This is a genomic window from Fictibacillus barbaricus (genome assembly GCF_014635025.1).
Classification (GTDB): Bacteria; Bacillota; Bacilli; order Bacillales; family Fictibacillaceae; genus Fictibacillus; species Fictibacillus barbaricus.
In genome coordinates, this window is the sequence record NZ_BMCE01000001.1 from 676,397 (window position 1) to 701,229 (window position 24,833).

Genomic DNA, 24,833 nt, shown 5'->3' on the forward strand with positions numbered 1-24,833 from the left:
AGGATTCCATGGAAACGGCACAAATGACTTCATTGTTAGAACGATTATTAAGATCTCACGAGGATCTTCTTTCATTGGGTGAGCGAAAAACGAGTGTATTGAAGCTGGGAGATATGAAAGCACTCGACATTCTATTAAAAGAAGAAGATCTTCAGGTTAAGAAGCTGCAGATGCTCGAAAAAGAAAGGTTGCTTAAGTTTGCTAATGTTACATTATCAGATGTACTCGAGCAAGCGGAAAGCGACGAAAAAGAGAATTTAACTCATCTGCAAAATAAATTAATCACTGCCTATGAAGCTTTAAAGAGCAGAAACCAATTAAACCAAGAGCTATTAGAACAATCTCTTCAGTATGTAAACATGTCATTAAGCATGGTTCAGCCAGATAATGAACCAGCTACTTACCGAAATCCAAAAGGAAATCTATATCAAACAAACTCAACATCATTATTTGATTCAAAAGCTTAAACTTTACGGAGGAAACTGATCATGCGCTCAACTTTTCACGGCTTAGAAACAGCCCGCAGGGGTATGTTTACTCAGCAAACAGCTCTACAAACAACAGGGAATAATATTGCGAATGCCAATACACCTGGTTATTCAAGGCAACGAGTAAACTTCTCACAAACAGAACCTTATCCGGCTGCTTCTATGAATCGTCCGCAAATTCCTGGTCAGCTGGGAACAGGTGTTGAGGCTGGATCGATCCAACGTGTACGTGAAGGCTTTTTGGATACTCAATTTCGTGGTGAAAACAATAAGTTTGGTTTCTGGAATGCAAAAAGTGAAGCATTAGCTAAGATGGAAGACATCATGAATGAACCATCGGATAACGGATTAGCCAAAACGATGGATCGTTTTTGGCAGTCTTTGCAGGATCTATCAGTGAACCCTGAAGATTCAGGAGCTCGTTCAGTTGTACGGCAGCGTGGTCTAGCTGTTGCTGAAACCTTTAATTATCTATCAAACTCGTTATCTTCAATTCAAGAGGATTTAAAAGCACAAGCTGACTTAACAGCAAAAGAAATTAATTCTCTATTAACTCAGATTAGTAACATCAATACACAAATCAAAGAAATAGAACCACACGGGTACCTTCCAAATGATCTTTATGATGAGAGGGATATGCTGGTAGACCAGCTCTCAACAATGGTCAACATTAAAGTAACGAAAACAGGCAGTGGTGGCCAATCGTCACCACTTGCTGAAGGGATTTACAACATAGAGCTTTTAAATGCAAATGGCGAGTCTTATCCTGGCTCACCTGCACCAGCTGCTCCAGTCATGTTACTAGATTCAGCAGCTGCAACACCTGTAAACCCTGTTTCGATTCAATACAATGCTAATAACCTTGCAGATACAGTAACGGTAGATGGAACGGCAATCGATATTCAAGATTTCTCTGGTGGTAAATTAAAAGGACTATTAGAATCTTATGGATATGATGATAATGGAACATCTAAAGGAACTTACCCAGATATGCTAAAGAGCCTTGATGAAATGGCTTTAAACTTTGCCACTGAATTTAACAGAGTTCATCAAGCAGGAACAGGATTAGATGGCAACACAGGGTACTCATTCTTTGATGTAACAGGTACTAAAGGTGCAGCCAAAGATATTAAACTTCATAGCGATACTAAAAATCTTGATCATATCGCGGCTGCAAAGAGCAACTTTGATGGAGATGGAAGTAATGCTCTATCTCTAGCAGATGTAAAAAATGCAAGCTTAACATTTACGAGTGGAACAGCTACTTTAAAGAGCTTTTATGAAGGTGCTATTGGTAAAATGGCTGTTGATGCTCAACAAGCGGTACGATTAACCAATAACTCATCCGTGTTGTCAGGAGCAGTCCAACAAAGAAGAACTTCTGTAAGCGGAGTCTCTCTTGATGAAGAAATGACAAATATGATTCAATATCAGCATGCTTATAATGCATCAGCGCGAAACATTACGGTGATCGATGAAATGTTAGATAAAATTATTAACGGCTTAGGTGTTGGTGGAAGGTAGGTAGAGGTAAATGCGAGTAACTCAATCAATGCTAGCTAATAACACATTGAGACACATTAGCGAAAGCTACGGGCGTATGGCAAAAACACAAGAGCAGTTATCTACAGGAAAGAAAATTAGCCGTCCGTCCGACGATCCTGTCGTTGCGATGAAAGGTATGACTTATCGAACAAATCTTACTGAAGTTGAACAATACAAGCGGAATCTGTCTGAAGCTTACAACTGGATGGAGAACTCGGATGCGGCTCTCGACAAAGCAACGAGTGTTATGCAGCGTATCCGGGAGTTAACAGTTCAGGCGAGTAACGGAACGTTAGAAGATTCGCAACGAGAAATTATTGCAAAAGAAGTAGGACAATTAAAAGAACACCTTGTCTCTATTGCGAATACACAAGTAGCAGGAAAGTTCATTTTTAACGGAAATGATACAACGGCAAAACCAGTGGATTTAAACGCCTCAAAAGTTTCTACGAACGGTAACCCTGTAGAGTTAGAGTTATCAAAAGGGATAAAAATTGCTGTGAATATCGATCCTAGGAATGTATTTACTCTTACACCGGATGGGTTGTTTGGAGATATCACAGCTTTAGAGAATACATTAAATAGCACGAATCCTGCAAATGTTGACAGTTTCCTTGGTAAACTAGATAAGCACATTAATAATCTAGTATCAGAGCGTGCTGAACTTGGTGCACGATACAATCGTGTAGAGTTAATCGATGAACGTGTCAGTGAGCAAGAGGTTATTGCTAATCGAATTCTCTCAGATAATGAAGATGCAGATATTGAACGTGTGATTACAGACCTTAAAATGCAAGAAACTGTTCATCGGGCTGCACTAGGCGTTGGGTCACGTATTATGCAGCCGACTTTAATGGACTTTTTACGCTAAACTTTAGAGCTATCCTTGTGATAGCTCTTTTCTTGCAATTACACTCTTTTTTAGGAGGGACTCTATGAATTTTCCTCAATTAAAAATGGAATCTACGTTTGGGCAGTTAGGATTAAACATACAAAAACCGGTTCAGGAAATTGAACAGCCAGCAGCAGAAATATCCATTCAACAACCAAAAGCAGAATTAGAAATGGAGACAACACCTGGCAAGTTAACGATTGACCAAACACAAGCCTGGGAAGACATGGACTTAAAGCATATCTTTAAACGAATTGAAGACTTTGCTCAAAATGGGTATCAGGATTGGTTAGCCGGGATGGGACGAAGAGCTTCAGAAGGCGATGACCTGATGAGAATAGAAAATGGTGGTATTCCAATTGCTGACCATGCGAAAATAAATGGAGAGAGCCCCATTTATGAATTCAATATAGGATTTGTTCCCTCTCATTTTAGTGTGAAGACAAACTATCAGCCCGGGGATTTAAAAATTAATTGGAAAGCAAATAAACCAGAAATAGATGTCCAAGTAAATAAACCACGTCATGACTATACTCCAGGAGTCATCCGTGGAGAAATGAAACAATGGCCATCTTTAAAAATCGAAGTAATCGGTTTAGAAGTAGATGAGAAAAAGTAAAGGACTGAGTATATGAAACTTCAAACGAAATTCGAAGAGACAATAGAAGTGAATGAATCTGATATTCTGGATTTTGAGTTGGGTTTACCAGGATTTGAAGAAGAAAAGAAATTTGTTTTGCTGCCAATAGAAGGAACACCGTTCTCAATTCTTCAATCAGTAATATCACCAGATCTAGCGTTTATAACTGCAGATCCATTCGTGTTTTTTAAGAATTATGATTTTGAATTATCCAATTCTGACCAGGATCAATTAGCTGTATCAACACCAGGTGATGTGATGGTGCAAGTAATAGTTACAGTAGCCGAACCTTTTGAAAAATCGACAGCTAATTTACAAGCTCCAGTTGTTATCAATACTAAACAAAACAAAGCAAAACAGGTGATTATAAATGATGGGAATTATGGGACGCGTCATCATTTAAACACTACTAAAAGGGAGGGTTAATATGTTAGTCTTAACCCGAAAACTACAGGAAGCGATTAAGATTGGACAGGATATTGAAATTACTATATTAACTATAGAAGGCGACCAAGTAAAGCTAGGAATATCAGCACCAAAGGATATTGAAATACATAGAAAAGAGATTTTTCTTTCAATACAAGAGGAAAACAACAAAGCTTCAAATACTAATTTTAATCAATTACAACAATTATTTAACATTAAAAAAAATTAAAAATGGATTAAAGATTAATTCTCTTATTCCGATATAAGTAATGTAGAAACAAACAGTGTTTTTAACGGCCGGTAAAAACACTCGCGTTTCAAAAAACATCCAACCACAAGGACGTGGGCGGAACACATTCAAGGAGGAAAATGAAATGAGAATTAATCACAATATCGCTTCACTTAACACGTACCGTCAGTTGTCTACAAACAGTGCGAACACTGGAAAGTCTTTAGAGAAGTTATCATCAGGTCTAAAAATCAACAAAGCTGGTGATGATGCAGCAGGATTAGCAATATCTGAAAAAATGCGTGGGCAAATCCGTGGTCTTGAAATGGGTTCTAAGAACGCACAAGATGGAATCTCTTTAATTCAAACGGCTGAGGGTGCATTGAACGAAACACATGATATCCTTCAACGTATGCGTGAATTGGCTACTCAATCTGCCAACGATACTAACACAGCAACTGACCGTGGAGAACTTCAAAAGGAGTTTAACCAGTTATCAAAAGAAATCACTCGTATTGCAAAAACTACCGAGTTCAACACTCAAAAACTTCTTGATGGTTCTGATGTTGACGGTAAAGTATTCCATATCGGTGCTAATGCAGGGCAAAGCCTGACATTAACTATCAATGCTATGGATGCTACAACTCTTGCAGTTGGTACTGGAACAACTGAAGCTGACACAGTTGGTATCGACATTACAACTCAAGCTAATGCGAACGCAGCTATCACTCTTGTAAATACAGCGATCGAAACTGTATCTGCGGAGCGTTCAAAACTTGGTGCTACTCAAAACCGTTTAGAACACACTATTAATAACCTTGGAACTTCTGCTGAAAACTTAACGGCTGCTGAATCTCGCATAAGAGATACAGACATGGCGAAAGAAATGATGGAGTTCACAAAGAACAACATCCTATCTCAGGCTGCTCAAAGCATGTTAGCTCAAGCCAACCAACAACCACAAGGAGTTCTTCAACTTCTTCGTTAATTTACCTAAAGTCATCGGATACTTATCCGGTGGCTTTTTTATCTTAATACAGGCAACAATCCTTCTGATTGGGATATACTCCTAATGTGGGGGTGTTGAAATGAATAGAGCCGTTTGGTTGAAAGCTCATTTTTGGGTATGCGTGGGTATCGCTGTCTTAAACTTGCTGGATGCTTCTGTTACCCATTTTCTTCTGATGAATGGTGCAAAGGAATTAAACCCTTTGATGAATGCTTTATATGGATATCATCCTCTATGGTTTATTAGCATTAAACTTTTTTTCTCTTTAGTCATTTTGGGGTTTGGCTTTTTTCCCGTTCATCGTATTGCAAGAAAGCTAACTTTTGGGGTGTTAATTGTTTATTCGTTTGTGGTTTTTTGGCAATTGTATCTATATTTTTCTTTATGAGTATTTTTTGTGTACAAAAAAGCCAAACACCCTAATACTGGATGATTGGCTTCTTTTTTATTCAATATGATCGATCAAATATTTTGAGTATTCTTTTGCACCTGTTAACGTGAGATGAACACCGTCATTGCCAATGTATTCTGGATGAGATTCACTCATTTCAAACCAGTCAACTACTTTCACGTTTTTGTGTTGTGTGGCAACCTTTTTAATCGTCTCATTGACTTCATTTTGCCATGGTTTTGGTACGCGTGTTGTTATCATGTAAATGTCCCGGTCGCCGATTTCCTCAATCAGCTGATGCATCTTTTTCTCGGCTAGAGGTCCATTGGCACCAAGTTCGATGACCACGATCTCTCCTAAGCTGTTAGAACTTTTCTTTTGCTGAACGATTTCTTCCGCTTCTCTAAATTGACGACCAATCTTCGCGTCTACATCAACTTTTTTGAAGGCTTCTTCTAAATGTTTTGTTACATCAATCATGACGGAGTCACCAATTACTGAGAGAGAACGTGAATCTTGAACAGGTGGCTTTTTCTCTTTATTAGAATCTTTTTCCTCAGTTGGTTTCTTTTCAGGCTCATCTTTCTTGTCTTCTTTTTTAGGCGCATCTGGTTTAGGTTCAGGTTTTATTTTGTTCTCCGTCGGCGGCTCTTCGTTTACAACTTTTGCTTGGATCGTGTTAATTACTTTATCTTTGCTTAACGCTACTGTAGTTGTAGTAAAGCCAATTACAGATACACATGTGAGCAATCCTAAGATACATGCCGTTGTGACAAAGCGTCCAATAAATGATCGTTCCCGCTTCCACTCACCGCGTTTAACCACGCGGCAGAACTTTGTTAATGCTCCTTTTCGGATAGGGCTCTCGATAAACGTATAAGAGAGACTTGCAAGAACTAAGATTAACACGAGTTGAAATGGCGTTCTAAACAGGCTTGGTGCATCCGCTCCCCATTGTGGAGAAGTGAGCACGATGACAGGAAAATGCCAGAGATAGATGCCGTATGAACGGACGCCGATCCAACGTAACGGTTTAAAGCTGAGCCAAATGTTCAGTCTGCTGGACGGATGAACCATGACGGCCACAACAAGTAATGATGCTACAGAAATCGCAACCATTCCTCCTTGATAGAGGAAGTCTTGATATTGGTTTGTGCTCCAGAACATATAAAAGACGAAAGCGAGTGCTGACAATCCTACAAAATCTAGTTTCCAACGAATCTCCGGTGGAAGACTGCTAGACAGCTTTCGGCTAGGCCAGATCACAGCTAGACTTGCGCCAAGAAGGAGAGAAAATACACGTGTATCCGTTCCGTAATAGACACGGCTAGGGTCTGCGCCTGGTTCGTACATCAAAGTCATGAGAGCTGCGGATACAAGGGCACCTGCTAGAATAATAGAAAATAGATAGCCTTCACGTACTCTAAGCTTTAACACAGCCATGATAACGATTGGCCATAGAATATAAAACTGTTCTTCCACCGCCAACGACCAGAAGTGCGTTAGAAGGGAAGGGGGACCGAAGCTTTCGAAATACGATAGGTCCTGGAAAATGTACCACCAGTTGCTCACATAAAAGACAGCTGCTACCGTGTCTTCCTCTAGCTTTTCAAGCATGGCGGGCTCAAAAAGTGTGACATATGTTATTACCACGAGCAGCATGGTGAACATAGCAGGTAATAGTCTTCGGGCCCGGCGAATCCAAAAGTTTTTAAAATTTATTGAATTAGTTGCGACATATTCCGCTACTAGAAGGTCTGTTATTAAGTATCCTGATAAAACAAAAAAGACGGTAACTCCCAGTAATCCGCCTGCAGCCCACTCGAAGTTTAAATGATAAGCGATGACGGCAAGGACGGCGATGGCTCTTAGTCCATCTAATCCGGATATGTACCTGTTCTTTCCTAGAGGTTGTTCAATGGCTTCATTTTGCTTTATACCGGATTGCCGGCTACGTTTCATGTGCTGCTTTTTGTGACGGTCTTTCATTACTGCCATTATCCTCTCGTTTTCAATTTTCCATTTAATGTTATTTGTATTTTTATATGTAAATGCCATCCATTAGTGGTCATTTTTCTACATTTTTTTTATCTTCCTAAGCAACTATTTTACAATAAAAAAACGGGTGTTTGAGAAGTTTCATAGAATTGTAATAAATTTTTTTTGTACTTTTGCATGGATCTACTTCCTCAACAATTATTTAATGTATCCGATATAAATTTTAGAGAAAATAAAAGGGGCGATGAAGGTGGAACTGCAAACGATTAGTTCTCCCGTTTTTTCAAAATCTGAGCCTGTGCTTAAAAGCCAAAATCAACAAGAACCAACACCTAAAGCTGAAGCTTCAGCACAAGTAAAGCCAACAAAAGATCAATTAGAAAAAGTCATAGATGCCATGAATGACATGCTGAAGCCGGCACCTACTTCCTCTAAGTTCGTGCTTCATGAAAAGCTGAACGATTATTACGTGCAGATCGTGGATCAAGTGACTCAAGAAGTTGTCAAGGAAATACCAAATAAAAAGTTCCTTGATATGTATGCTGAGATGATTGATTTTATGGGTATTTTTGTAGATAAAAAAATTTAGGGACGGTGATGAACCGTGAGTATGAGAATAGGTGGATTAGCTAGTGGTATGGATATTGATACTCTCGTAGGCGATCTGATGAAGGCTGAGCGTATTCCATTAGATAAACTCTCACAGAAGAAGACCACTTTGGAGTGGCAGCGTGACGACTATCGTTCTATGAATAAATTGTTGGACGAGCTTGATCGCTTTATTTTAGATGGTATAGCTCTGCAAGGAACATTTAACAAGAAAACCGTAACAAGTACGAATCCTAACGCTGTTACGGCAACCGTCTCAGGAAGTGCTTCGAATATAACGTCTACTATTAAAGTTACGCAGTTAGCAACTGCACGAAGTTGGGTATCAACTGAGATTTATAATAAAGGTGGAACTACTAAAGCAAGTGGTAAGGCAACTTTAGCTGCAATAGATGACACTAAATTTACAGCTCCTGTTGAATTAAAGGTTGCAGTTCAAAAACCTGGTAGTACTGCTACAGAGGCTGTAAAAACAATATCAATAGATCCTTCTAAAGACACTTTAGAGTCTGTAGCTAAGAAATTTTCTGAAGCAGGATTAGATATTTCGGCATTCTATGATGAATCAACTGGAAAATTTGCAATATCAAATAACGTAACAGGTAAGGGATCAAGTCTATCACTAGAAACTCCTGAAACAGTAGCATTTTTTAATAATATTGGGTTTTCAACGGATGGCACAAAACTTGGTGCAGCCGGATCAGACAATGGATTAAACGCCACGTTTGATCTTAATGGTCTTAATGGAATTGAAAGAACTTCAAATACTTTCGCCATCAGTGGTGTTACTTATTCACTAAAAGCCCTTGGAGAATCAACCATCAGCTCTAGTACGGACACAGATGGTGTAGTTACTTCTATTAAGGATTTTGTGAAAAAGTACAACGAAACGATTGAAGCCATTAATAAAAAAACGGCTGAAACAAAGTATCGTGATTTCCCTCCGTTAACCGATGCTCAGCGTAAGGATCTATCCGATAAGGAAGCGGAGCTGTGGGATGAGAAGGCAAAGAGCGGGATGCTGCGAGGTGATTCCATCCTTTCAAGCGGATTAAACACGATGCGTTCGGTTTTGTACGCTTCCGTTAATACTGGGGACACAAAATATGACCAGCTTTCAGAGCTTGGAATTACAACCTCTCGTAACTATTTGGACAAAGGGAAGCTAGAAGTCGATGAGAAGAAACTTCGTGATGCTTTAGCTGCTAATCCTGATGCAGTCATGAAAATGTTTACTGGGGATAGTGCTAATAATATCGATGGAATCGCAAAGAAACTTCGTACGACGATTGATCAAACCGTTGAAAAGATTGAACTAAAAGCGGGTAACGCCCTTCGAACAAATGCTCAATTCACGCTTGGCCGTGAATTAACGGACGTTGATAAGCGGATATCGGCTTTTGAAGACCGTTTAGTACAAGTAGAGGACCGTTATTGGCGTCAGTTCCAAGCAATGGAAGCGGCTATCCAACGATCCAATCAGCAAAGTGCTTATTTAATGCAACAGTTTGGCGGCGGACAATAGTAAACTAAAAAGGAGTGTTACCTTTACATGTCCATACTTAACGCAAAAAATGTGTATCAAAACAACTCAGTCCAAACGGCGTCTCCAGGTGAGCTGACGCTTATGCTCTACAACGGGTGTTTGAAATTTATCGGTCTTGCGAGAACAGCGATCGAGCTTAAGAATACAGAACAAAAGAATACAAATCTATTAAAAGCTCAGAAGATCATCCAAGAATTGATGGTCACCTTAAACATGGATGTCGAGATCTCAAAATCTATGATGCAGATGTACGACTACATTAATCGTCGTCTGATCGAAGCGAACATTCAAAGTGACGTTACGATCTTGGATGAAGTGGAAGACTATGTGACGGATTTTCGGAATACGTGGAAAGAGGTTATCCAGATCAACCGTCGAATGCAGCATGGCGAGACTGGACGCGTATAATGCCTGCTATTAAGATTTTGCTTGAGATCACGAAAAACTTGCATAATCATGTGAGTCCAGGACTTCCAAAAGAAAACCGAGAATCTTATATTGAACGGTTAAACGAACTTTTAGAACAACGGCAGGTTGCTATGAACCAGCTTCCCAGCTCTTATTCAGCAGAAGAACAGAGGGTAGGCCAGATGATCATAAAATTAAACGAGTCCATTGACCCGCTGTTAGCACGGCAATTTGAAGAGATCAAACATAACCTTACAATAATGAAAAAGAAAAAGGTCAAGAACAATCAATACGCTAATCCCTATCAGACATTATCGGGTGATGGGATGTATTTTGATAAAAAGAAATAAACAAAAGGCACCAGTCCAAGAACTGTGTGCCTTTTTACTTTAAATCACGATCTCCTCCTCTTGCTGTAATAGTGTTAAGCACTATCAAAAAAAGGTAAAAAACGTTTAAAAAAACCGAACAGAGTTGTTCGGTTTTTCTTTTTAGGTTCATGTATGCAATATATAATGAAACATGTAAGTGATATCAGTAAAAAGCACTAATTATCAGCAAAAAAATAAAAATATCAGGAATAAATAGAATATATCAGGAATTCTAGAACTGATATCAGGCATACCAGCAATCTACACACAGATGCTGTCTAAATCATAGAGGGCTTATCATAAAGCTTCCCCGTATAGACAGACTGGGGCCGATAGATCGTGTTGTCGTCGGCTTGCTCAAGTATATGAGCAGTCCATCCGACCATGCGGCTTGCCGTGAAAGTAGGCGTGAAAAGGGAAGGGTCAAGTTGAATGGATTTCATGATAGCAGCTGCGTAGAATTCAACATTCGTATACAATGATCTCCCTGGTTTGTATTCTTTGAGCAAATCCACAGCCGTTGTCTCAACTTCTAGAGCAAGGTCGAGCCATTCGTCTTCACCGACTAACTCTGAAAGTTTTGCCTTTAGAGCGACGGCTCGAGGATCATGTGTTTTATATACACGATGGCCGAATCCCATGAGCTTTTCACCTTTTTCGAGCTTTTCACGAATAACACTCTCAGCACTGCCAGCTTCCCGCACCTCGTCCAACAAATCTATAACCCCAGATGGTGCTCCTCCGTGAAGTGGGCCTTTCATTGTCCCGATGGCAGAAGTTACAGCAGACACCATATCGGACTCCGTGGATGCGGTCACGCGGGCTGAAAAAGTTGAAGCGTTCATCCCGTGTTCTAATGTCAGGATTATATAGGTTTCGAGCGCAAGGGTTTGTGCCTTGGATGGAGTTTCTCCGTTTAACATGTAGAGGTAATTTTCTACATGGCTTAATTCTTTTGATGGCTCCACAATAGATTTCCCTTCTAATTGACGCTTGCGATAAGCAATGATTGTCGGCACCAGACTTGTTAGCCGTATCGCTTGTGATATGGTAGGTTTCCATCCATAACTCTCGTTTCCTTCCGAAGAGATAGCTGTTCGGATCACACTCATTAAGTCCATCTCTTTTGGCAGGTGTTCTAGAATATTTTTCATATGGACGGGAAGTGTACGATTTTTGATCAGTTCTTTCTTTAAGGCTGCGAGTTCTTTTTGTTCAGGAAGTTCACTATACCACAGCAGATACGCTATTTCTTCAAATGAGTAGGCAGAGGTAAGTTCACCAATCTCATATCCTCGGTAGATTAACTTTCCTTCAGCACCGTCGATGTGGCTGATTTCCGTCTCGGCTGCAACGATTCCTTTTAGACCTTTTTGTATCATCGTCTTCACTCCTTCCATTATTTAGTACTATTGTATAGAATGAAGTTGATTTATGATATTAATTGTTTTTAATTGAATTAATACGATTTATTAATAAGGGTGGTGAATGTCATGGAATTCTCTTGGCTTAAGACTTTCATAACGGCAGCAGAATGCGAGAACTTTAGAAGAACGTCAGAGATCCTCCACGTGTCACAGCCTTCTGTCACTGTCCATATAAAAATGCTGGAAGCTGAGTTAGGGATGTCTTTATTTTTACGTGAAGGAAGAAGAGTGAAACTGACAGCGGAAGGAAGAAGATATTTAAAGCATGCCAAAAAACTGATGGAAGTTTATGAAGGCGGGTTAGAGGATTTAAACGCTTTTCAGCAAGGATACCACTCGAAACTTTGTATCGGCATCTCACCGCTTATCGCGGATACGATTCTGCCATCGGTTTTAAAAAGATACGTAAAAGGACATCCGGAAGTGGAGATCTCCATTAAGATTATTGATTCTGAAGATATAGAGCATGCGGTCTTAAACGAGGAAGTGGATTTAGGATTGTCTTGCTTAGGCAGTACCCATTCTGAGATTACGAGTCAGCTGCTTTATAAAGATAAAGTCGTTTTGGTTGCGCCACATGATGGGATCGATTTTGAAGCCGCTCTGCCATTAGAGGAAAGAGAAGTTCTTCTATCAAGCTATCTTTTGACACATAATCACCCTGGGTATTGGGATGACCTATGTAAACGTGTAAAGCTGGTTTATCCTGGTGTCCGTATGATGAAAGTTTCTCAGATTCATATTACAAAAAGGTTTATCTCTGAAGGTCTTGGCGTATCATTTTTACCGCTGTCAACGGTTAGAAGAGAATTGTTAGAAGGCAGATTGCTCGAGGTCGATTGCTTTTCTGTGAACCTGCCTGACGCCAACACTTATGCGCTAACAAAATACAATCATGGTAAGCAAACAGAGTTTTTAGCTTATCTATCTGGGTACAGGTTTTAATTTGTTATCTTTTTATCCCATAAACAATACAAATCACGCCAACCATGATCCAGATCAAACTGGTGAATGATAGTTTAGTGGATAATCCGTAGATTCCTAGTGTCATTGTAGAGAAAAAGATGATGGGACCGACGATTGAGAGAAGGGAATTGATGACGAGCGCTCGATCGACGGTATTGTAATGCAGCATGAAAAGAGCCGCTGTAATTTCAAGCGTTCCCGATAGAATGCGAATTGCAGCCATGCCTAGGACGACTTTTTCAATCATATGCAGCAACGTCCATTGCCTCCTTTAAACACTTGTTTAATTTTCCTGTGCTGTATATTGCATTATATGTGGCCAAGCCCGAATTAGAAGTGTTAAAGCTAATGTGAATTAATATAATAAATTTGCGGATATTTATGCGGTTTGATCAATGGAGATTTTTCGACAAAACTTCTTACAATTCGCTAATCTTAAGCCTTTGACAACTTTTTTGGGTATGTGTCATACTATGAAGTGTATAGATTAACTATACAAAGATTCGCATGATGAAGGGATTGTGAAAGGCATGTTAGGAAAAGTAAAATGGTTTAACGCAGAAAAAGGTTTTGGATTTATCGAGCGCGAAGACGGAGACGATGTGTTCGTACACTTCTCTGCAATCAACACTGAAGGATTCAAAAGCCTTGATGAAGGTCAGCAAGTCGAGTTTGATATTGTAGATGGCGCACGTGGGCCTCAAGCGGCTAACGTAACTAAACTATAATTCATTGGCAATATGACCATAACTGTGATCCCGTCTGTTTAATGCAGACGGGTTTTTATTTTGCGTGCTAAACCTTCTGCTGGTCTCATAAATTGTAATAAGTCAATTTACATAGGAGGTAAGCATGCAGGATTTTTTGAACTTCAATAAAATGCTAACGCCAACAATCATAAAGGTGATCTTTTTGGTAGGGTCTGTTTTATCTGTCATCGGGGGCTTATTCGCTATGGTAGCTGGAGCTCAACAACCGTATGGAGGTGGAGCTGCTGTTTTTATGGGGTTTCTTATGATACTTTTTGGTCCGTTCGTAACACGCGTCTATTGTGAGCTTCTCATCGTCCAGTTTAAGATGCACGAAGCACTGGATAAACTCGCTAAACAAAACGAATCTTAATAAAATAATGAGCAGAATGTAAATATTTTGTCGACACTGTTAAGAAATTGTCAAACTTTTTTAAATGTTACAAAGGAATTCTTTTCGGGTATATCGAAATATATATACATCACCGAAAGGAGGAGTTAAGTTATGCATTTTAACATTCGTGGAGAAAACATCGAGGTGACCGAAGCTATCCGAGCTTATGTGGAGAAAAAGGTGACGAAACTCACAAAATATTTTAACGAAACTCCGAATTCTGAAGTACACGTCAATTTAAAGGTGTATAACAATGAACAATCCATCGAGGTTACAATACCGATGAAGGGCCTTCTGCTTCGTGCAGAGGAACGTCATTTGGATTTATACGCTGCGATTGATTTGGTGGTAGAGAAATTAGAGCGTCAAATTCGAAAGCATAAAACAAAAGTGAACCGCAAATTCAGAAGTGCTGACAATTCCAAGCACATGTTTGCTAACGGTACAGAAGGCGTATCAACGGCACTGTTAGAAGAGGAAGATGACTTTGAGATTGTTCGTGAAAAGCGTTTCGATCTTAAACCGATGGACACGGAGGAAGCTATTCTTCAAATGGGCTTACTTGGCCATAACTTTTTCGTCTATAACAATGCCGAAACTGGTGAGATGAACGTCGTGTACAGACGTAAAGACGGCAAATATGGATTGATTGCAGGAACTAACTAATAACATAAAATGTATGGGCACACCCCAAGGTAAGGGGTGTGTTTTTTGTTGTGCAAAACTTCTCTTTTTTACCAAGAAAGAGGAAATGCCTCTATTTTTAGCGAAAATGTACTCCGAAACGATTGATGAGGAGGGTTACGCTATGAGAAACGAAATCCTTTTAAAACAACTGGCTGCATTCCGGCATAATACACTTAGCTGCGTTGAAGGTTTGACGGAAGAGGAAGCGGATTTCATCCCGGAGGGCTTTAACAACAATATCCGTTGGAACTTAGGGCACATCTACCTGGATCAGTATGACTGGCTGTATCATAAAACACGCGAGGACAATCCGGCACCTAAACATTACCGCGAGCTTTTCGGTTATGGGACAATGCCTGAGAACTGGCAGCAGACACCTCCAACACTGGAAGAGCTCCGCAATCACCTGATGGAACAAGTGAAGGTGATCGACCAGGAGTTCGGACATCGCCTTGATCAAGAACTGGATGAGCCCACTGAACTCGGAATGAGCACGTTTGCGGAAGTGCTTCCCCGGACGTTTTATCATGAAGGGCTGCACATGGGGGCGATCCTGGCAATCCGAAAAGCCATTACTCTTCAAAACCAGAAACAGCTTAAATAGGTTAAAAGAAAAAGTGCAGACGCAGCTATACGTCTACACTTTTTTTGCTTCCATCATACGAGCTTTGCTGACTCGTACTCCTCCATTTAAATAAGAATACGAGTACACCAATCCGGTAATATAAAATACAAATAACAGATAAGCAGGGGAAAGGTGGAAGTGGTTGTCATAACCGATCATAAAGTGTGTACCCACACCGGTAATAAATCCAGGTAAACCTCCAATCGCAAGTGTCCACCAGACCCATTTTGCTCCTTCCCGGTACCCCCATAACGCAATCGTCAACAATAGGAATCCTTCCGAGATCAATGCACCGCCAAATCCGGCGCGGTCATGCGCGATCAACGGAATCAGCCTGTCATTGAACGCTGAGATCTGTTCAGGAGTGAGCGAAAAGAATAATAGATCTTCTTTAACAAAAACGCCGTTCATGCCGATGATGGAGATCACAATCCCCGCTGAAAAAAGGGACATGCCGGCGATCACAAACATGCTTTGCCCAAGCTGGCTTCTCTTCCAAGGGGCAGAATTATATGTGTTCACGCCTTTACTCCCGATTCTAAAATTCCTGGTTTGATAAAGTCCGTAGATAAAGAACGGAAAGATGATAAGGTAATAGAGAAAGTGCAGCTTATCAAAGTAACCGAATCCCATAAAATAAAAAATATTGAAAAAACCGAGTGCTGCGGCGATCACGTACGCTTTTCTCGCCCAATGTTCACTAAAACGGATGCCATGATAAGAGAGCTGCATGAACATAAAACCGGCTGAGATCATGACACCAGCTAAACAGATCCGATCATGAGACATAAAATGAAACAGGTTGTGGTCAAAGGCCATGATTTCTTCTTTTTGAATACCTAAAAAATGCTCATCATAGGGCAATAGAACTTCCGTCAAGCCGATCATTAAGGCAATGATTCCTGCGATAAAAACACCTAGTCCCATCATGAAAAATGATTTCCACCCAGCTGTCTGATCACGCGAAGCCTCCGTATGATTGCCATAAAGGTATCGTTCGTTTATCCGTTTCGGAAGACCGGGTCCGGAGTAGACGAACCCGCTGTGAAGCTGAACAAGTGATGCACCACTTTGAAAAAGCTCCATCGCTTCGTTAGGCTCGTGAACACCACCTGATACAATGATTGGCAAATTAAACGGAAGGAGCTGCTGAATACCTTTTTTAAGATAAGGCATCTCTGACTTTCCAAGCTCAATCCCACCGTCTATCTCTATACCTTCCCGGATTAAGAAACCATCTGCAGCCAAAAGTCCAATCTCATCTGGTGTTAAGGAGTTAAGTCTATGGATGGTGAATTCTATAAAAAGAGGTTTTGCCGTAAGTCTTCGAATCTTATCCATATACCGAACCGCATCTTCCCCTATGATAAAGAAATCTGCTTGTTCATCCAGTCTTTGAACAAGCATCTGCCACTCGTTTTCTGTTTCTCCTTTTATCCCGATGCCGATGGGAATCTTTAGCTGAAGTGACTGAAGCTTCAATCGTGCCGCCTCAAGCCCCAGGTTGGCATGTAAATGGGGATACCACAATGTTTCATCCTCCGTTTTGCGCAGGATTGGTTTCTCCAACGAGCAGGGCTTGACCGAAATGGGTCCAACTTCTATATATCCAAAGCCAAGGTTAGAAAAAGCGGTCGTTCCGTTTAATTTAGAATCTAATGCACCACTGATCCCAACAGGAGATGGAAAGGTGATACCTGCAACATCCTTTTTCAACTCTTCACTTGGCTGCATATGCCCAAAAAATTGAATGATTTTATCACCTATCGGAAGCTTTGCGAGGGTGTTCATCGTATACAAGGTAAGGTCGCGGCTCCATTCAGGTTTTATCCGAAACAGCAGCGGTTTAAAAAATGTATGATAGGACCAGTCTGGCATAAGTGACACTCCTTTTTATGCCTTTTTTTATCAGTGTAACGTAAAAGATGGCTAGAATTTCAAATTATTTTTATAAATCTATATTTTGTGCGGCCGGAATAAGTTCTCCTAGCAGGATTTTGCACGAGGCAAGGTGAACTAGTGATAAAGAAAGCGCTTACATCAATTGTATTTATCGTTTACATTAATAATTTTTATAATTAAAGGAGGAGTAGCAGTTATGATGATGAATGTGCCGTTTCGAGTTACAAGTATGCTGGAGCACGCAGAGCGTTATTTTGCTAAAAAAGAAGTAACGAGCCGCACGATGTCGGGGATTAGAAAGTTCAGTTACCGGGAGATCGGTGAGCGAACACGAAGGCTTTCAAGTGCGCTTAAGCGCCTAGGTGTTCAAAAAGGTGAGAGGATTGGAACGCTCGCATGGAATCACCATCGGCATCTTGAGGCTTATTTTGCAATTCCTGGTGTTGAAGCTGTACTGCACACGATTAATATCCGACTTTCTCCTCAGCATATCGCATACATTATCAATCATGCCGATGACCAGATTTTAATGATCGATCAGGACATTCTTCCTCTTGTAGAACATTTAAAAGACCATCTTCAAAACGTAAAAGCTTATATATTAATGACGGATGAGGTGGAACTGCCACAGTCACCGCTTCAACCTCTTTATCATTACGAAAAACTTCTTGAAACGGGTGACCCGGCTTATGAGTTTCCGCAAAACGTGGATGAGAACGACCCCGTGGGAATGTGCTATACCTCTGCCACGACTGGAAATCCGAAGGGGGTAACGTACACACATAGATCAACGGTTCTGCATTCTATGGCGCTAGGCCTAGCTGATGGCGGTGCTGTTTCGGAAAGCGATGTTTGTATGCCTGTTGTTCCGATGTTTCACGTAAACGCTTGGGGTCTTCCGTATGCGGCAACGTGGTTCGGATCTAGCCAAGTGATGCCTGGACCTCAGTTTACGCCTAAACTTTTAGCTGAACTTATTGAGATGGAGAAGGTTACGGTAACAGCCGGGGTTCCAACGATTTGGATGGGACTGCTGCGTGAATTGGATGAGAAAACTTACGAAACTTCAAGTCTTCGAGCGGTGTTATGCGGAGGATCAGCTGCACCAAAAGGAATGATCAGACAGTTCCAGGAAAAGCACAACATTCCTTTCATGCACGCGTACGGGATGACCGAAACGAGTCCGCTTGTTATCTCAACGAGACTCAAAACCTATCAAAGCGATTTGGATAATGAAGCAAAATTGGACTTCAAAGCAAAACAAGGCTATGTCGTGCAAGGAGTAGAAATGAAAGTTATTGGCGCGAACGGCGAAGTGAAATGGGACGGCAACGAGATGGGTGAGCTTCTTCTGCGTTCGAACTGGATCGCGGATGAATACTACAACGACGATCGAACGGAGGGAACGTTTGTTGATGGCTGGCTTCACACTGGTGATGTGGTGACGGTTGATGAAGAAGGCTTCGTAAAAATTGTGGATCGGACAAAGGATCTGATCAAGAGTGGGGGTGAATGGATATCGTCCGTAGATTTAGAGAATGCGATCATGGCTTACCCGGATGTATTTGAAGCTTCTGTTATCGCGGTTCCGCATCCGGAATGGCAGGAACGGCCGCTTGCATGTGTGGTTTTAAAGCCTGAGGCAAAAGGCAAAGTACCGAAAGAAGATATTATGGCGTACTTGCAGCCGCAATTCGCCAAGTGGTGGATTCCAGACGATATCGTGTTCATGGATGAAATTCCGAAAACATCAGTAGGAAAGTTTTTGAAACGGACGCTTCGCGATCAGCTGAAAGATCATTATATGACACCGGCTACCTAATAAAACAAAAAAAAGCACTGCCCTAATCTTTTGAGGGCAATGCTTTTATATATGGCACCGTTAAAGCGTTTAGTATGTTATAATAAGGACAACCTTTAATGCTTTAAATGATTTACTTTGCCTGTACCATGTCCCTGCTCAAATTTTTTGAGTGGGGTTTTTTTATTGAGTTTTTTATATAAACAATAAAAAAAACAGGCTCTAAAGAGAGCCTGTTAATATAATTTATTTAAAATTATACTTTTTGAACGTTAGCAGCTTGAGCTCCACGAGCACCTTGCTCAACTTCAAATGTTACTTTTTGGCCTTCGTCTAAAGACTTGAAGCCATCAGTTTGGATTGAAGAGAAATGTACGAATACGTCATCTCCATTTTCGCGTTCGATAAATCCAAAACCTTTTTCTGCGTTAAACCATTTTACTGTACCTTGTTCCATTTTTGTTGCCTCCTAGTGTGTTGCCACACAATATATTACTATCCTTGCCCAAATCTATTCTCAAGAAGAAAAGTTATATCTCAAACTATCGATTACACCGAACAAAAATAATTCTATAATCATCATAACAGTAATCAGCAGATGTTGCAAATCGGCGTCTAAAAGAGACCCTTATCGTGCTCTCTGAAGCCATTCCCACGTTTCGGTAACTTCCCAATAGTCCGTTGCTTGCTTATAACCGTTTAAAGTAATGTCGAGATCATGGAAGATGCGGTGCACACCTTTTAACGGCTCAACACTCTTTGATTTCAGACTAGACTCAATCTTCGCAACAGCATTCTCTGTATCTTCCTTAAGAGGACCTGCTACATAAGGAAGAAGGTCTTTTTGGATGTCATTTGCAATCATTTCTAATTCTTTTGTATGAGTGCCAACTTTATAGTTCGACCATTGATCAAAGCCAAGCTCACCATTCCAATATTCATGCATAACATTTAGTCGCTTTTGTATTTCGGTTACAGGAACTTCGATGGTCGGTTTATAGATTGGAGTACCGCTTGATTTTTCAGCCGCCAGCACTTCTTCGTTAGAAGGAGGATCAAAGTCAGATGCTAATTTAGTACCAAATACCGCATAATACCCCCATGTACCAAAGCCCCCAATAAAAATGAAACTTAATACAAGGGTTAATATAATGGTTCTCCTGTTTTCACTGCGCCGCTGATCTTGTTTTGTGCTGCTTGTCCTGTCCAGATCTGTTTTCTCCATGCAGAACCTCCTGGTTATATCTTTTTATTATTTTACCAAAATTTAGGTACATTGTCTTGGCAAATTATTTAATTTTTCACACAAATAGAAAGTGATTTCGTGGCAGATGGTACAATTCATCATGAAAAGATTTGGGATTTCTTGTGGCTCGTTTCACAAACTGGTAGAATAGAAGTGGTATATAATTCTCGAGAACAGGGAGCGTTTATCGGATGATTAGCATTTTGAAAAAGATTTTTCCAAGTTCCAATGATCGGACCTTAAATAGATATGAGAGAGTTGCTGAAAAAGTAGAAGCTTTAGCAGATGAGTATAAAGCGTTGAACGATGAAGCTTTAGCGAATAAGACGGCAGAATTTAAAAGCCGTATTGAAAAAGGGGAGTCACTTGACGACCTGTTGCCAGAAGCGTTTGCAACTGTGCGAGAAGCATCAGAACGTGTTTTGAGCATGCGCCATTACCCTGTACAGATCATGGGTGCTGTTGCGCTTCATGAAGGTAACATTGCAGAGATGAAAACAGGTGAAGGTAAAACGTTAGTTGCGACGATGCCTGTTTACTTGAATGCACTTGATGGGAAAGGTGCTCACGTTGTAACCGTCAACGAATATTTGGCTCGCCGTGACTCCGAGATCATGGGGCCGCTATACAACTTTTTAGGCTTAACGGTTGGACTGAACGTATCTGACCTTTCGAAAGAAGAAAAGCGTGAAGCATATGCTGCAGATATCACTTACGGAACGAACAACGAGTTCGGCTTCGACTATCTGCGTGATAACATGGTTGTTTATAAAGAACAAATGGTTCAGCGCCGTAACTATGCGATCGTCGATGAAGTGGACTCTATTTTAATTGACGAAGCGCGTACACCGTTGATCATTTCTGGTTCTGCACAGAAATCTACCCAGCTTTATCAGATGGCAAACATGTTTGTGCGCCAGCTAAAAAAAGACACGGATTATACAGTGGATGAAAAGACAAAGAACGTACAGCTTACTGAAGATGGAATCAACAGAGCTGAGCAGATGTTCTCTATTGATAACCTTTATGATTATCAGCATGTGACGCTTAACCATCACATCAATCAGGCTTTAAAAGCGAACATCATCATGCAGCGTGATGTGGATTATGTTGTTCAAGATGGTGAGATTGTTATCGTTGACCCGTTCACAGGACGTTTGATGGCTGGACGCCGTTACAGCGATGGTCTTCATCAAGCGATTGAAGCGAAGGAAGGTCTTGAGATCCAGCGTGAGAGCATGACGCTTGCGACGATCACGTTCCAGAACTACTTCCGTATGTACAACAAGCTTGCTGGTATGACAGGTACAGCGAAAACCGAAGAAGAGGAATTCCGCAACATCTACAATATGGATGTTATCGTGATTCCGACAAACCGTCCGATCGCCCGTGATGATAGGTCTGATCTTATCTATAAAACGATGCAGGGCAAGTTCAAGGCGATTGCTGAAGAAATTGAAGAGCGTCATAAGACAGGACAGCCGATTCTTGTTGGTACGGTTGCCGTTGAAACATCTGAATTGCTTTCACAGCTTTTAACAAAGCGTAAAATTAAGCATAACGTGTTGAACGCGAAAAACCATGAACGTGAAGCTGAGATCATTGAAAATGCAGGTCAGCTTGGCATGGTCACGATTGCAACAAACATGGCCGGCCGTGGTACAGATATCAAGCTTGGCGAAGGTGTTCGTGAAGTTGGCGGTCTTCATATTCTAGGTACGGAACGTCATGAATCTCGCCGTATCGATAACCAGCTGCGTGGACGTGCAGGACGTCAAGGGGATCCAGGGTCTTCTCGTTTCTATATCTCGATGGAAGACGAATTGATGCGTCGATTCGGTTCTGATAACTTGATGACGATGATGGAACGCCTCGGTATGGATGAAGATACGCCGATCGAATCCAAAATGGTTACAAAAGCGGTTGAATCTGCACAAAAACGTGTTGAGGGCTCTAACTTTGATGCGCGTAAACAATTACTTCAATATGACGATGTTATGCGCCAGCAGCGTGAGATCATCTACGCTCAGCGTCAGGATGTTTTAGATGCAGAGAATTTGAGCGATATCGTTCTTCGCATGATCGATTCTACGATTGATCGTATCGTAACGGTTCATACGCCGGAAGCGGAAGTCCAAGAAGAGTGGAACACAAAAGAGATCGCTGATTATGTGAACGCGGTTATGTTCACTGAGCCTGTGTTCACGGAAAAAGATTTCTACGGACTTGATCGTGAAGAGATAATCGAGAAGATCCAAGCGAAAGTGCATGCTGCATTTGCTGAAAAAGAAACTCAACTGCCTCCAGAACAAATTGCAGAGTTCCAAAAAGCCGTTATCCTTCGTTCGGTTGACAGCAAGTGGATGGATCACATTGACCAGATGGAACAGCTTCGCCAAGGAATCCACCTTCGTGCGTATGGTCAAACCGATCCGCTGCGTGAATATCAGTTTGAAGGCTTCGAGATGTTTGAAGCGATGGTTGCTGCGATCGAAGAGGAAGTTACGACTTACATCCTAAAATCGCAGATCGAACAAAACATGCAGCGTGAACAAGTGGCTGAGGGTAAAGCCGTTGTTCCGAGCGATAAAGCAGAAGCATCAAAAAAGAAACCAGTTCGTAAAACGCAGGACATTAAGCGTAACGACCCTTGTCCGTGCGGAAGCGGCAAGAAATACAAGCAATGTCACGGAGCTGACCAGGAATAATCTTAAGTTGCGTGCGTGAAGAGAGTCTCTTACAGGGCTCTCTTTGCACTTGTAATCAGACGTAAACAAGGTTTATTTTAATAGGGTTTGGCATATTTTAAAAAGTGGAACAAAACAAGATGAGGTGCAGAGAATATGGATTTAGTAGAAGTAAAACAAGAACTTAACGTGATTGAGAAACGTATCAACGACTTTAGGGGGTCTCTTTGACCTCGATTCAAAGAAAGCACGAATCGCTGAACTAGATGAACAGATGAGTGCACCGACGTTTTGGGATGACCAGAACGCAGCGCAAGTGGTTATTAATGAAGCGAACGGGTTAAAAGAGCAAGTAAACGAGTTTGAAGAACTGTCTTCATCTTATGAGGACTTGGAGATTGCGCATGAGCTTGTGAAAGAAGAAGCAGATGCAGATCTTCAGAAAGAGCTTGTTAAGGATTTGAAAGATCTTATCGCAAAACTAAACGACTTCGAGCTTCAGCTTTTATTAAACGAACCGTACGATAAAAACAATGCGATCCTGGAGCTTCATCCAGGTGCGGGTGGTACGGAATCCCAAGACTGGGCATCCATGCTGCTTCGTATGTACACTCGTTATGCGGAGCGCCAAGGCTACAAAGTGGAAACTTTGGATTATCTGCCTGGTGATGAAGCTGGTGTAAAATCAGTAACTTTAAGCATTAAAGGCCATAACGCATACGGTTATTTAAAAGCGGAAAAAGGGGTTCACCGTCTCGTTCGTATTTCTCCGTTTGATTCGTCAGGCCGCCGTCATACATCATTCGTTTCTTGTGAAGTCATGCCGGAAATTACGGATGATACAGAGATCGAAATCCGTACAGAAGATTTAAAGATCGATACGTATCGTGCATCAGGAGCGGGTGGTCAGCACGTTAACACGACGGATTCTGCCGTTCGTATTACACATACACCAACCAATACGATTGTATCGTGTCAAACAGAACGTTCGCAGATCAAAAACCGTGAACGTGCGATGAAGATGCTGATGGCAAAATTAGTACAACGCCGTTTGGAAGAGCAGCAGGCACAACTTGCTGAAATTCGCGGTGAGCAAAAGGAAATCGGGTGGGGAAGCCAGATTCGTTCTTATGTTTTTCATCCGTATAGCCTTGTTAAGGACCACCGTACAAATACAGAAGTTGGTAATGTACAGTCTGTTATGGATGGCGAAATCACGCCGTTCATTGATTCTTACTTGCGTTCAAAACTTTAGGAAAAGACAGGAAATCCACTCCCTTTCCGCAGGAGTGTCGCATATTTCCTTTTTAAAAAAGTTGATTGGAGCGTAAGGATCGAGACTCCTGCGGGATCAGCGGGACAGGTGAGACCCCGCAGACGCAATTAGCTAGCTCACCTTACCCCTCGCGGAAAGCGAGTATCCTGAAGCGTAAATCAACCATTCCTCTCACTACTTAAATAGCAACAAAGATTGCGAAAAAGGCTTAAAAAAACAAAACTTCCGGGGCATCTGCTTCCGGAAGTTTTTTTATAATCGTATTTGTGTAAGATCACCCTTTTGTACAAGTTCGATCTTTCGATGCTGTCCGTCTTTTACGATTTCTACATTCCCATTTCCATAAATCCATACCACTTGATACTCTTCGCCGTTATAAACGACCGAACTCCCCACTTCAATCTTCATGGCTTCACCTCAAATAAAGCTCTCTCTGGTTAATTATACCTATAAAAAATGGAATGTAAATTGGGAAAATGATAGAACTCTTCTATCAATTAGTGTAAAGTAAATTACCCTAT

Annotated in this window: 27 protein-coding genes; 20 read left to right on the top strand and 7 right to left on the bottom strand. The window is 41.1% G+C overall.

Annotated elements, in window-relative coordinates; translation table 11 throughout:
- Positions 1–8 precede the first annotated feature (8 nt).
- From IEV52_RS03140 to IEV52_RS03175, 8 genes are all read left to right on the top strand, one after another.
- A complete protein-coding gene (locus IEV52_RS03140; protein ID WP_188401069.1) occupies positions 9–467 on the top strand; it encodes a flagellar protein FlgN in 459 nt (152 codons plus the stop codon).
- 21 nt (positions 468–488) lie between these two features.
- A complete protein-coding gene (gene flgK, locus IEV52_RS03145; RefSeq protein WP_188401070.1) occupies positions 489–2,012 on the top strand; it encodes a flagellar hook-associated protein FlgK in 1,524 nt (507 codons plus the stop codon).
- Positions 2,013–2,022: 10 nt separating this feature from the next.
- Positions 2,023–2,904 (top strand): flagellar hook-associated protein FlgL, encoded by an 882-nt coding sequence (gene flgL / locus IEV52_RS03150; protein ID WP_188401071.1) that lies wholly within the window; start codon positions 2,023–2,025, stop codon positions 2,902–2,904.
- Between the two features lie 64 nt (positions 2,905–2,968).
- Complete coding sequence (locus tag IEV52_RS03155; RefSeq protein WP_188401072.1) at positions 2,969–3,544, top strand: DUF6470 family protein; 576 nt, start codon at positions 2,969–2,971, stop codon at positions 3,542–3,544.
- 12 nt (positions 3,545–3,556) lie between these two features.
- On the top strand, positions 3,557–3,991 hold the full coding sequence (gene fliW, locus IEV52_RS03160; protein WP_188401073.1) for a flagellar assembly protein FliW: 435 nt from the start codon (positions 3,557–3,559) through the stop codon (positions 3,989–3,991).
- A gap of 1 nt (position 3,992) precedes the next feature.
- Positions 3,993–4,220 (top strand): carbon storage regulator CsrA, encoded by a 228-nt coding sequence (gene csrA, locus IEV52_RS03165; RefSeq protein WP_188401074.1) that lies wholly within the window; start codon positions 3,993–3,995, stop codon positions 4,218–4,220.
- 145 nt (positions 4,221–4,365) lie between these two features.
- On the top strand, positions 4,366–5,208 hold the full coding sequence (hag, locus tag IEV52_RS03170; RefSeq protein WP_188401075.1) for a flagellin Hag: 843 nt from the start codon (positions 4,366–4,368) through the stop codon (positions 5,206–5,208).
- A gap of 100 nt (positions 5,209–5,308) precedes the next feature.
- Positions 5,309–5,617 carry a DUF5658 family protein gene (locus tag IEV52_RS03175; RefSeq protein WP_188401076.1) on the top strand — a complete coding sequence of 103 codons (309 nt, stop codon included), beginning with the start codon at positions 5,309–5,311 and terminating at the stop codon, positions 5,615–5,617.
- A gap of 57 nt (positions 5,618–5,674) precedes the next feature.
- Here IEV52_RS03175 and IEV52_RS03180 read toward each other — a convergent pair whose 3' ends face one another.
- Positions 5,675–7,618 (bottom strand): acyltransferase family protein, encoded by a 1,944-nt coding sequence (locus IEV52_RS03180; protein WP_229754170.1) that lies wholly within the window; start codon positions 7,616–7,618, stop codon positions 5,675–5,677.
- A gap of 250 nt (positions 7,619–7,868) precedes the next feature.
- Here IEV52_RS03180 and flaG point away from each other — a divergent pair, with 250 nt between their 5' ends.
- Genes flaG through fliT form a run of 4 tightly spaced genes read left to right on the top strand, consistent with a single transcriptional unit; the run spans position 7,869 to position 10,531 of the window.
- On the top strand, positions 7,869–8,207 hold the full coding sequence (gene flaG, locus IEV52_RS03185; protein WP_229754171.1) for a flagellar protein FlaG: 339 nt from the start codon (positions 7,869–7,871) through the stop codon (positions 8,205–8,207).
- A 21-nt stretch (positions 8,208–8,228) separates the two neighbouring features.
- A complete protein-coding gene (locus IEV52_RS03190) occupies positions 8,229–9,752 on the top strand; it encodes a flagellar hook-associated protein 2 (protein WP_188401078.1) in 1,524 nt (507 codons plus the stop codon).
- 27 nt (positions 9,753–9,779) lie between these two features.
- On the top strand, positions 9,780–10,181 hold the full coding sequence (gene fliS, locus IEV52_RS03195; RefSeq protein WP_188401079.1) for a flagellar export chaperone FliS: 402 nt from the start codon (positions 9,780–9,782) through the stop codon (positions 10,179–10,181).
- Positions 10,121–10,531: a flagellar protein FliT gene (gene fliT / locus IEV52_RS03200; RefSeq protein ID WP_188401080.1), complete on the top strand. Its 411-nt coding sequence runs from the start codon at positions 10,121–10,123 to the stop codon at positions 10,529–10,531. The genes fliS and fliT overlap by 61 nt, the downstream gene beginning before the upstream one ends.
- Positions 10,532–10,830: 299 nt before the next feature.
- On the opposite strand, the gene IEV52_RS03205 is transcribed toward fliT, so the two are convergent.
- Positions 10,831–11,934 carry a citrate synthase/methylcitrate synthase gene (locus tag IEV52_RS03205; protein ID WP_188401081.1) on the bottom strand — a complete coding sequence of 368 codons (1,104 nt, stop codon included), beginning with the start codon at positions 11,932–11,934 and terminating at the stop codon, positions 10,831–10,833.
- Between the two features lie 111 nt (positions 11,935–12,045).
- On the opposite strand from IEV52_RS03205, the gene IEV52_RS03210 reads away from it, so the two are divergent.
- On the top strand, positions 12,046–12,924 hold the full coding sequence (locus IEV52_RS03210; protein WP_188401082.1) for a LysR family transcriptional regulator: 879 nt from the start codon (positions 12,046–12,048) through the stop codon (positions 12,922–12,924).
- A 4-nt stretch (positions 12,925–12,928) separates the two neighbouring features.
- Here the strand turns inward: IEV52_RS03210 and IEV52_RS03215 are convergent, their stop codons facing one another.
- The gene (locus tag IEV52_RS03215) at positions 12,929–13,192 is read right to left on the bottom strand and encodes a YqhV family protein (RefSeq protein ID WP_188402225.1); all 264 of its coding nucleotides are present in this window, start codon (positions 13,190–13,192) and stop codon (positions 12,929–12,931) included.
- 283 nt (positions 13,193–13,475) lie between these two features.
- Here IEV52_RS03215 and IEV52_RS03220 point away from each other — a divergent pair, with 283 nt between their 5' ends.
- The 4 genes from IEV52_RS03220 (at position 13,476) to IEV52_RS03235 (ending at position 15,379) form a co-directional block, all read left to right on the top strand.
- Positions 13,476–13,673, top strand: coding sequence for a cold shock domain-containing protein (locus IEV52_RS03220; RefSeq protein ID WP_130296881.1), 198 nt, complete (start codon positions 13,476–13,478; stop codon positions 13,671–13,673).
- A 124-nt stretch (positions 13,674–13,797) separates the two neighbouring features.
- Positions 13,798–14,067 (top strand): DUF4282 domain-containing protein, encoded by a 270-nt coding sequence (locus tag IEV52_RS03225; RefSeq protein ID WP_188401083.1) that lies wholly within the window; start codon positions 13,798–13,800, stop codon positions 14,065–14,067.
- Positions 14,068–14,199: 132 nt separating this feature from the next.
- Positions 14,200–14,754 (top strand): ribosome hibernation-promoting factor, HPF/YfiA family, encoded by a 555-nt coding sequence (gene hpf / locus IEV52_RS03230; protein WP_188401084.1) that lies wholly within the window; start codon positions 14,200–14,202, stop codon positions 14,752–14,754.
- A 13-nt stretch (positions 14,755–14,767) separates the two neighbouring features.
- Positions 14,768–15,379 carry a DinB family protein gene (locus tag IEV52_RS03235; protein ID WP_229754172.1) on the top strand — a complete coding sequence of 204 codons (612 nt, stop codon included), beginning with the start codon at positions 14,768–14,770 and terminating at the stop codon, positions 15,377–15,379.
- Between the two features lie 33 nt (positions 15,380–15,412).
- Here the strand turns inward: IEV52_RS03235 and IEV52_RS03240 are convergent, their stop codons facing one another.
- Positions 15,413–17,278: a dihydroorotate dehydrogenase gene (locus IEV52_RS03240; protein WP_188401085.1), complete on the bottom strand. Its 1,866-nt coding sequence runs from the start codon at positions 17,276–17,278 to the stop codon at positions 15,413–15,415.
- Positions 17,279–17,498: 220 nt separating this feature from the next.
- On the opposite strand from IEV52_RS03240, the gene IEV52_RS03245 reads away from it, so the two are divergent.
- Positions 17,499–19,124: a long-chain fatty acid--CoA ligase gene (locus tag IEV52_RS03245; protein WP_188401086.1), complete on the top strand. Its 1,626-nt coding sequence runs from the start codon at positions 17,499–17,501 to the stop codon at positions 19,122–19,124.
- Between the two features lie 235 nt (positions 19,125–19,359).
- Here IEV52_RS03245 and IEV52_RS03250 read toward each other — a convergent pair whose 3' ends face one another.
- Both IEV52_RS03250 and IEV52_RS03255 read right to left on the bottom strand, forming a co-directional pair.
- Positions 19,360–19,560 (bottom strand): cold-shock protein, encoded by a 201-nt coding sequence (locus tag IEV52_RS03250; protein WP_188401087.1) that lies wholly within the window; start codon positions 19,558–19,560, stop codon positions 19,360–19,362.
- Between the two features lie 171 nt (positions 19,561–19,731).
- Positions 19,732–20,328 (bottom strand): hypothetical protein, encoded by a 597-nt coding sequence (locus tag IEV52_RS03255; RefSeq protein ID WP_188401088.1) that lies wholly within the window; start codon positions 20,326–20,328, stop codon positions 19,732–19,734.
- Positions 20,329–20,540: 212 nt separating this feature from the next.
- Here IEV52_RS03255 and secA point away from each other — a divergent pair, with 212 nt between their 5' ends.
- The gene (gene secA, locus IEV52_RS03260; protein WP_188401089.1) at positions 20,541–23,057 is read left to right on the top strand and encodes a preprotein translocase subunit SecA; all 2,517 of its coding nucleotides are present in this window, start codon (positions 20,541–20,543) and stop codon (positions 23,055–23,057) included.
- 135 nt (positions 23,058–23,192) lie between these two features.
- Positions 23,193–24,291, top strand: a protein-coding gene (gene prfB, locus IEV52_RS03265; RefSeq protein WP_229754173.1) for a peptide chain release factor 2 whose coding sequence is annotated in 2 segments (ribosomal slippage) — positions 23,193–23,255 and positions 23,257–24,291 — 1,098 coding nt in all. Because the reading frame shifts where the segments join, the coding sequence is not laid out codon by codon here.
- Between the two features lie 273 nt (positions 24,292–24,564).
- On the opposite strand, the gene IEV52_RS03270 is transcribed toward prfB, so the two are convergent.
- Positions 24,565–24,720 carry a hypothetical protein gene (locus IEV52_RS03270; RefSeq protein ID WP_188401091.1) on the bottom strand — a complete coding sequence of 52 codons (156 nt, stop codon included), beginning with the start codon at positions 24,718–24,720 and terminating at the stop codon, positions 24,565–24,567.
- Positions 24,721–24,833 lie beyond the last annotated feature (113 nt).

What these genes read in the sequence shown, in the direction of transcription:
- IEV52_RS03140 (WP_188401069.1), top strand. Translation starts at nt 9, where the DNA reads ATGGAAACGGCACAAATGACTTCATTGTTAGAACGATTATTAAGATCT.
- flgK (WP_188401070.1), top strand. Translation starts at nt 489, where the DNA reads ATGCGCTCAACTTTTCACGGCTTAGAAACAGCCCGCAGGGGTATGTTT.
- flgL (WP_188401071.1), top strand. Translation starts at nt 2,023, where the DNA reads ATGCGAGTAACTCAATCAATGCTAGCTAATAACACATTGAGACACATT.
- IEV52_RS03155 (WP_188401072.1), top strand. Translation starts at nt 2,969, where the DNA reads ATGAATTTTCCTCAATTAAAAATGGAATCTACGTTTGGGCAGTTAGGA.
- fliW (WP_188401073.1), top strand. Translation starts at nt 3,557, where the DNA reads ATGAAACTTCAAACGAAATTCGAAGAGACAATAGAAGTGAATGAATCT.
- csrA (WP_188401074.1), top strand. Translation starts at nt 3,993, where the DNA reads ATGTTAGTCTTAACCCGAAAACTACAGGAAGCGATTAAGATTGGACAG.
- hag (WP_188401075.1), top strand. Translation starts at nt 4,366, where the DNA reads ATGAGAATTAATCACAATATCGCTTCACTTAACACGTACCGTCAGTTG.
- IEV52_RS03175 (WP_188401076.1), top strand. Translation starts at nt 5,309, where the DNA reads ATGAATAGAGCCGTTTGGTTGAAAGCTCATTTTTGGGTATGCGTGGGT.
- IEV52_RS03180 (WP_229754170.1), bottom strand. Translation starts at nt 7,618, where the DNA reads ATGGCAGTAATGAAAGACCGTCACAAAAAGCAGCACATGAAACGTAGC.
- IEV52_RS03190 (WP_188401078.1), top strand. Translation starts at nt 8,229, where the DNA reads ATGAGAATAGGTGGATTAGCTAGTGGTATGGATATTGATACTCTCGTA.
- fliS (WP_188401079.1), top strand. Translation starts at nt 9,780, where the DNA reads ATGTCCATACTTAACGCAAAAAATGTGTATCAAAACAACTCAGTCCAA.
- IEV52_RS03205 (WP_188401081.1), bottom strand. Translation starts at nt 11,934, where the DNA reads ATGATACAAAAAGGTCTAAAAGGAATCGTTGCAGCCGAGACGGAAATC.
- IEV52_RS03210 (WP_188401082.1), top strand. Translation starts at nt 12,046, where the DNA reads ATGGAATTCTCTTGGCTTAAGACTTTCATAACGGCAGCAGAATGCGAG.
- IEV52_RS03215 (WP_188402225.1), bottom strand. Translation starts at nt 13,192, where the DNA reads ATGATTGAAAAAGTCGTCCTAGGCATGGCTGCAATTCGCATTCTATCG.
- IEV52_RS03220 (WP_130296881.1), top strand. Translation starts at nt 13,476, where the DNA reads ATGTTAGGAAAAGTAAAATGGTTTAACGCAGAAAAAGGTTTTGGATTT.
- IEV52_RS03225 (WP_188401083.1), top strand. Translation starts at nt 13,798, where the DNA reads ATGCAGGATTTTTTGAACTTCAATAAAATGCTAACGCCAACAATCATA.
- hpf (WP_188401084.1), top strand. Translation starts at nt 14,200, where the DNA reads ATGCATTTTAACATTCGTGGAGAAAACATCGAGGTGACCGAAGCTATC.
- IEV52_RS03235 (WP_229754172.1), top strand. Translation starts at nt 14,768, where the DNA reads ATGGGCACACCCCAAGGTAAGGGGTGTGTTTTTTGTTGTGCAAAACTT.
- IEV52_RS03240 (WP_188401085.1), bottom strand. Translation starts at nt 17,278, where the DNA reads ATGCCAGACTGGTCCTATCATACATTTTTTAAACCGCTGCTGTTTCGG.
- IEV52_RS03245 (WP_188401086.1), top strand. Translation starts at nt 17,499, where the DNA reads ATGATGATGAATGTGCCGTTTCGAGTTACAAGTATGCTGGAGCACGCA.
- IEV52_RS03250 (WP_188401087.1), bottom strand. Translation starts at nt 19,560, where the DNA reads ATGGAACAAGGTACAGTAAAATGGTTTAACGCAGAAAAAGGTTTTGGA.
- IEV52_RS03255 (WP_188401088.1), bottom strand. Translation starts at nt 20,328, where the DNA reads ATGGAGAAAACAGATCTGGACAGGACAAGCAGCACAAAACAAGATCAG.
- secA (WP_188401089.1), top strand. Translation starts at nt 20,541, where the DNA reads ATGATTAGCATTTTGAAAAAGATTTTTCCAAGTTCCAATGATCGGACC.
- IEV52_RS03270 (WP_188401091.1), bottom strand. Translation starts at nt 24,720, where the DNA reads ATGAAGATTGAAGTGGGGAGTTCGGTCGTTTATAACGGCGAAGAGTAT.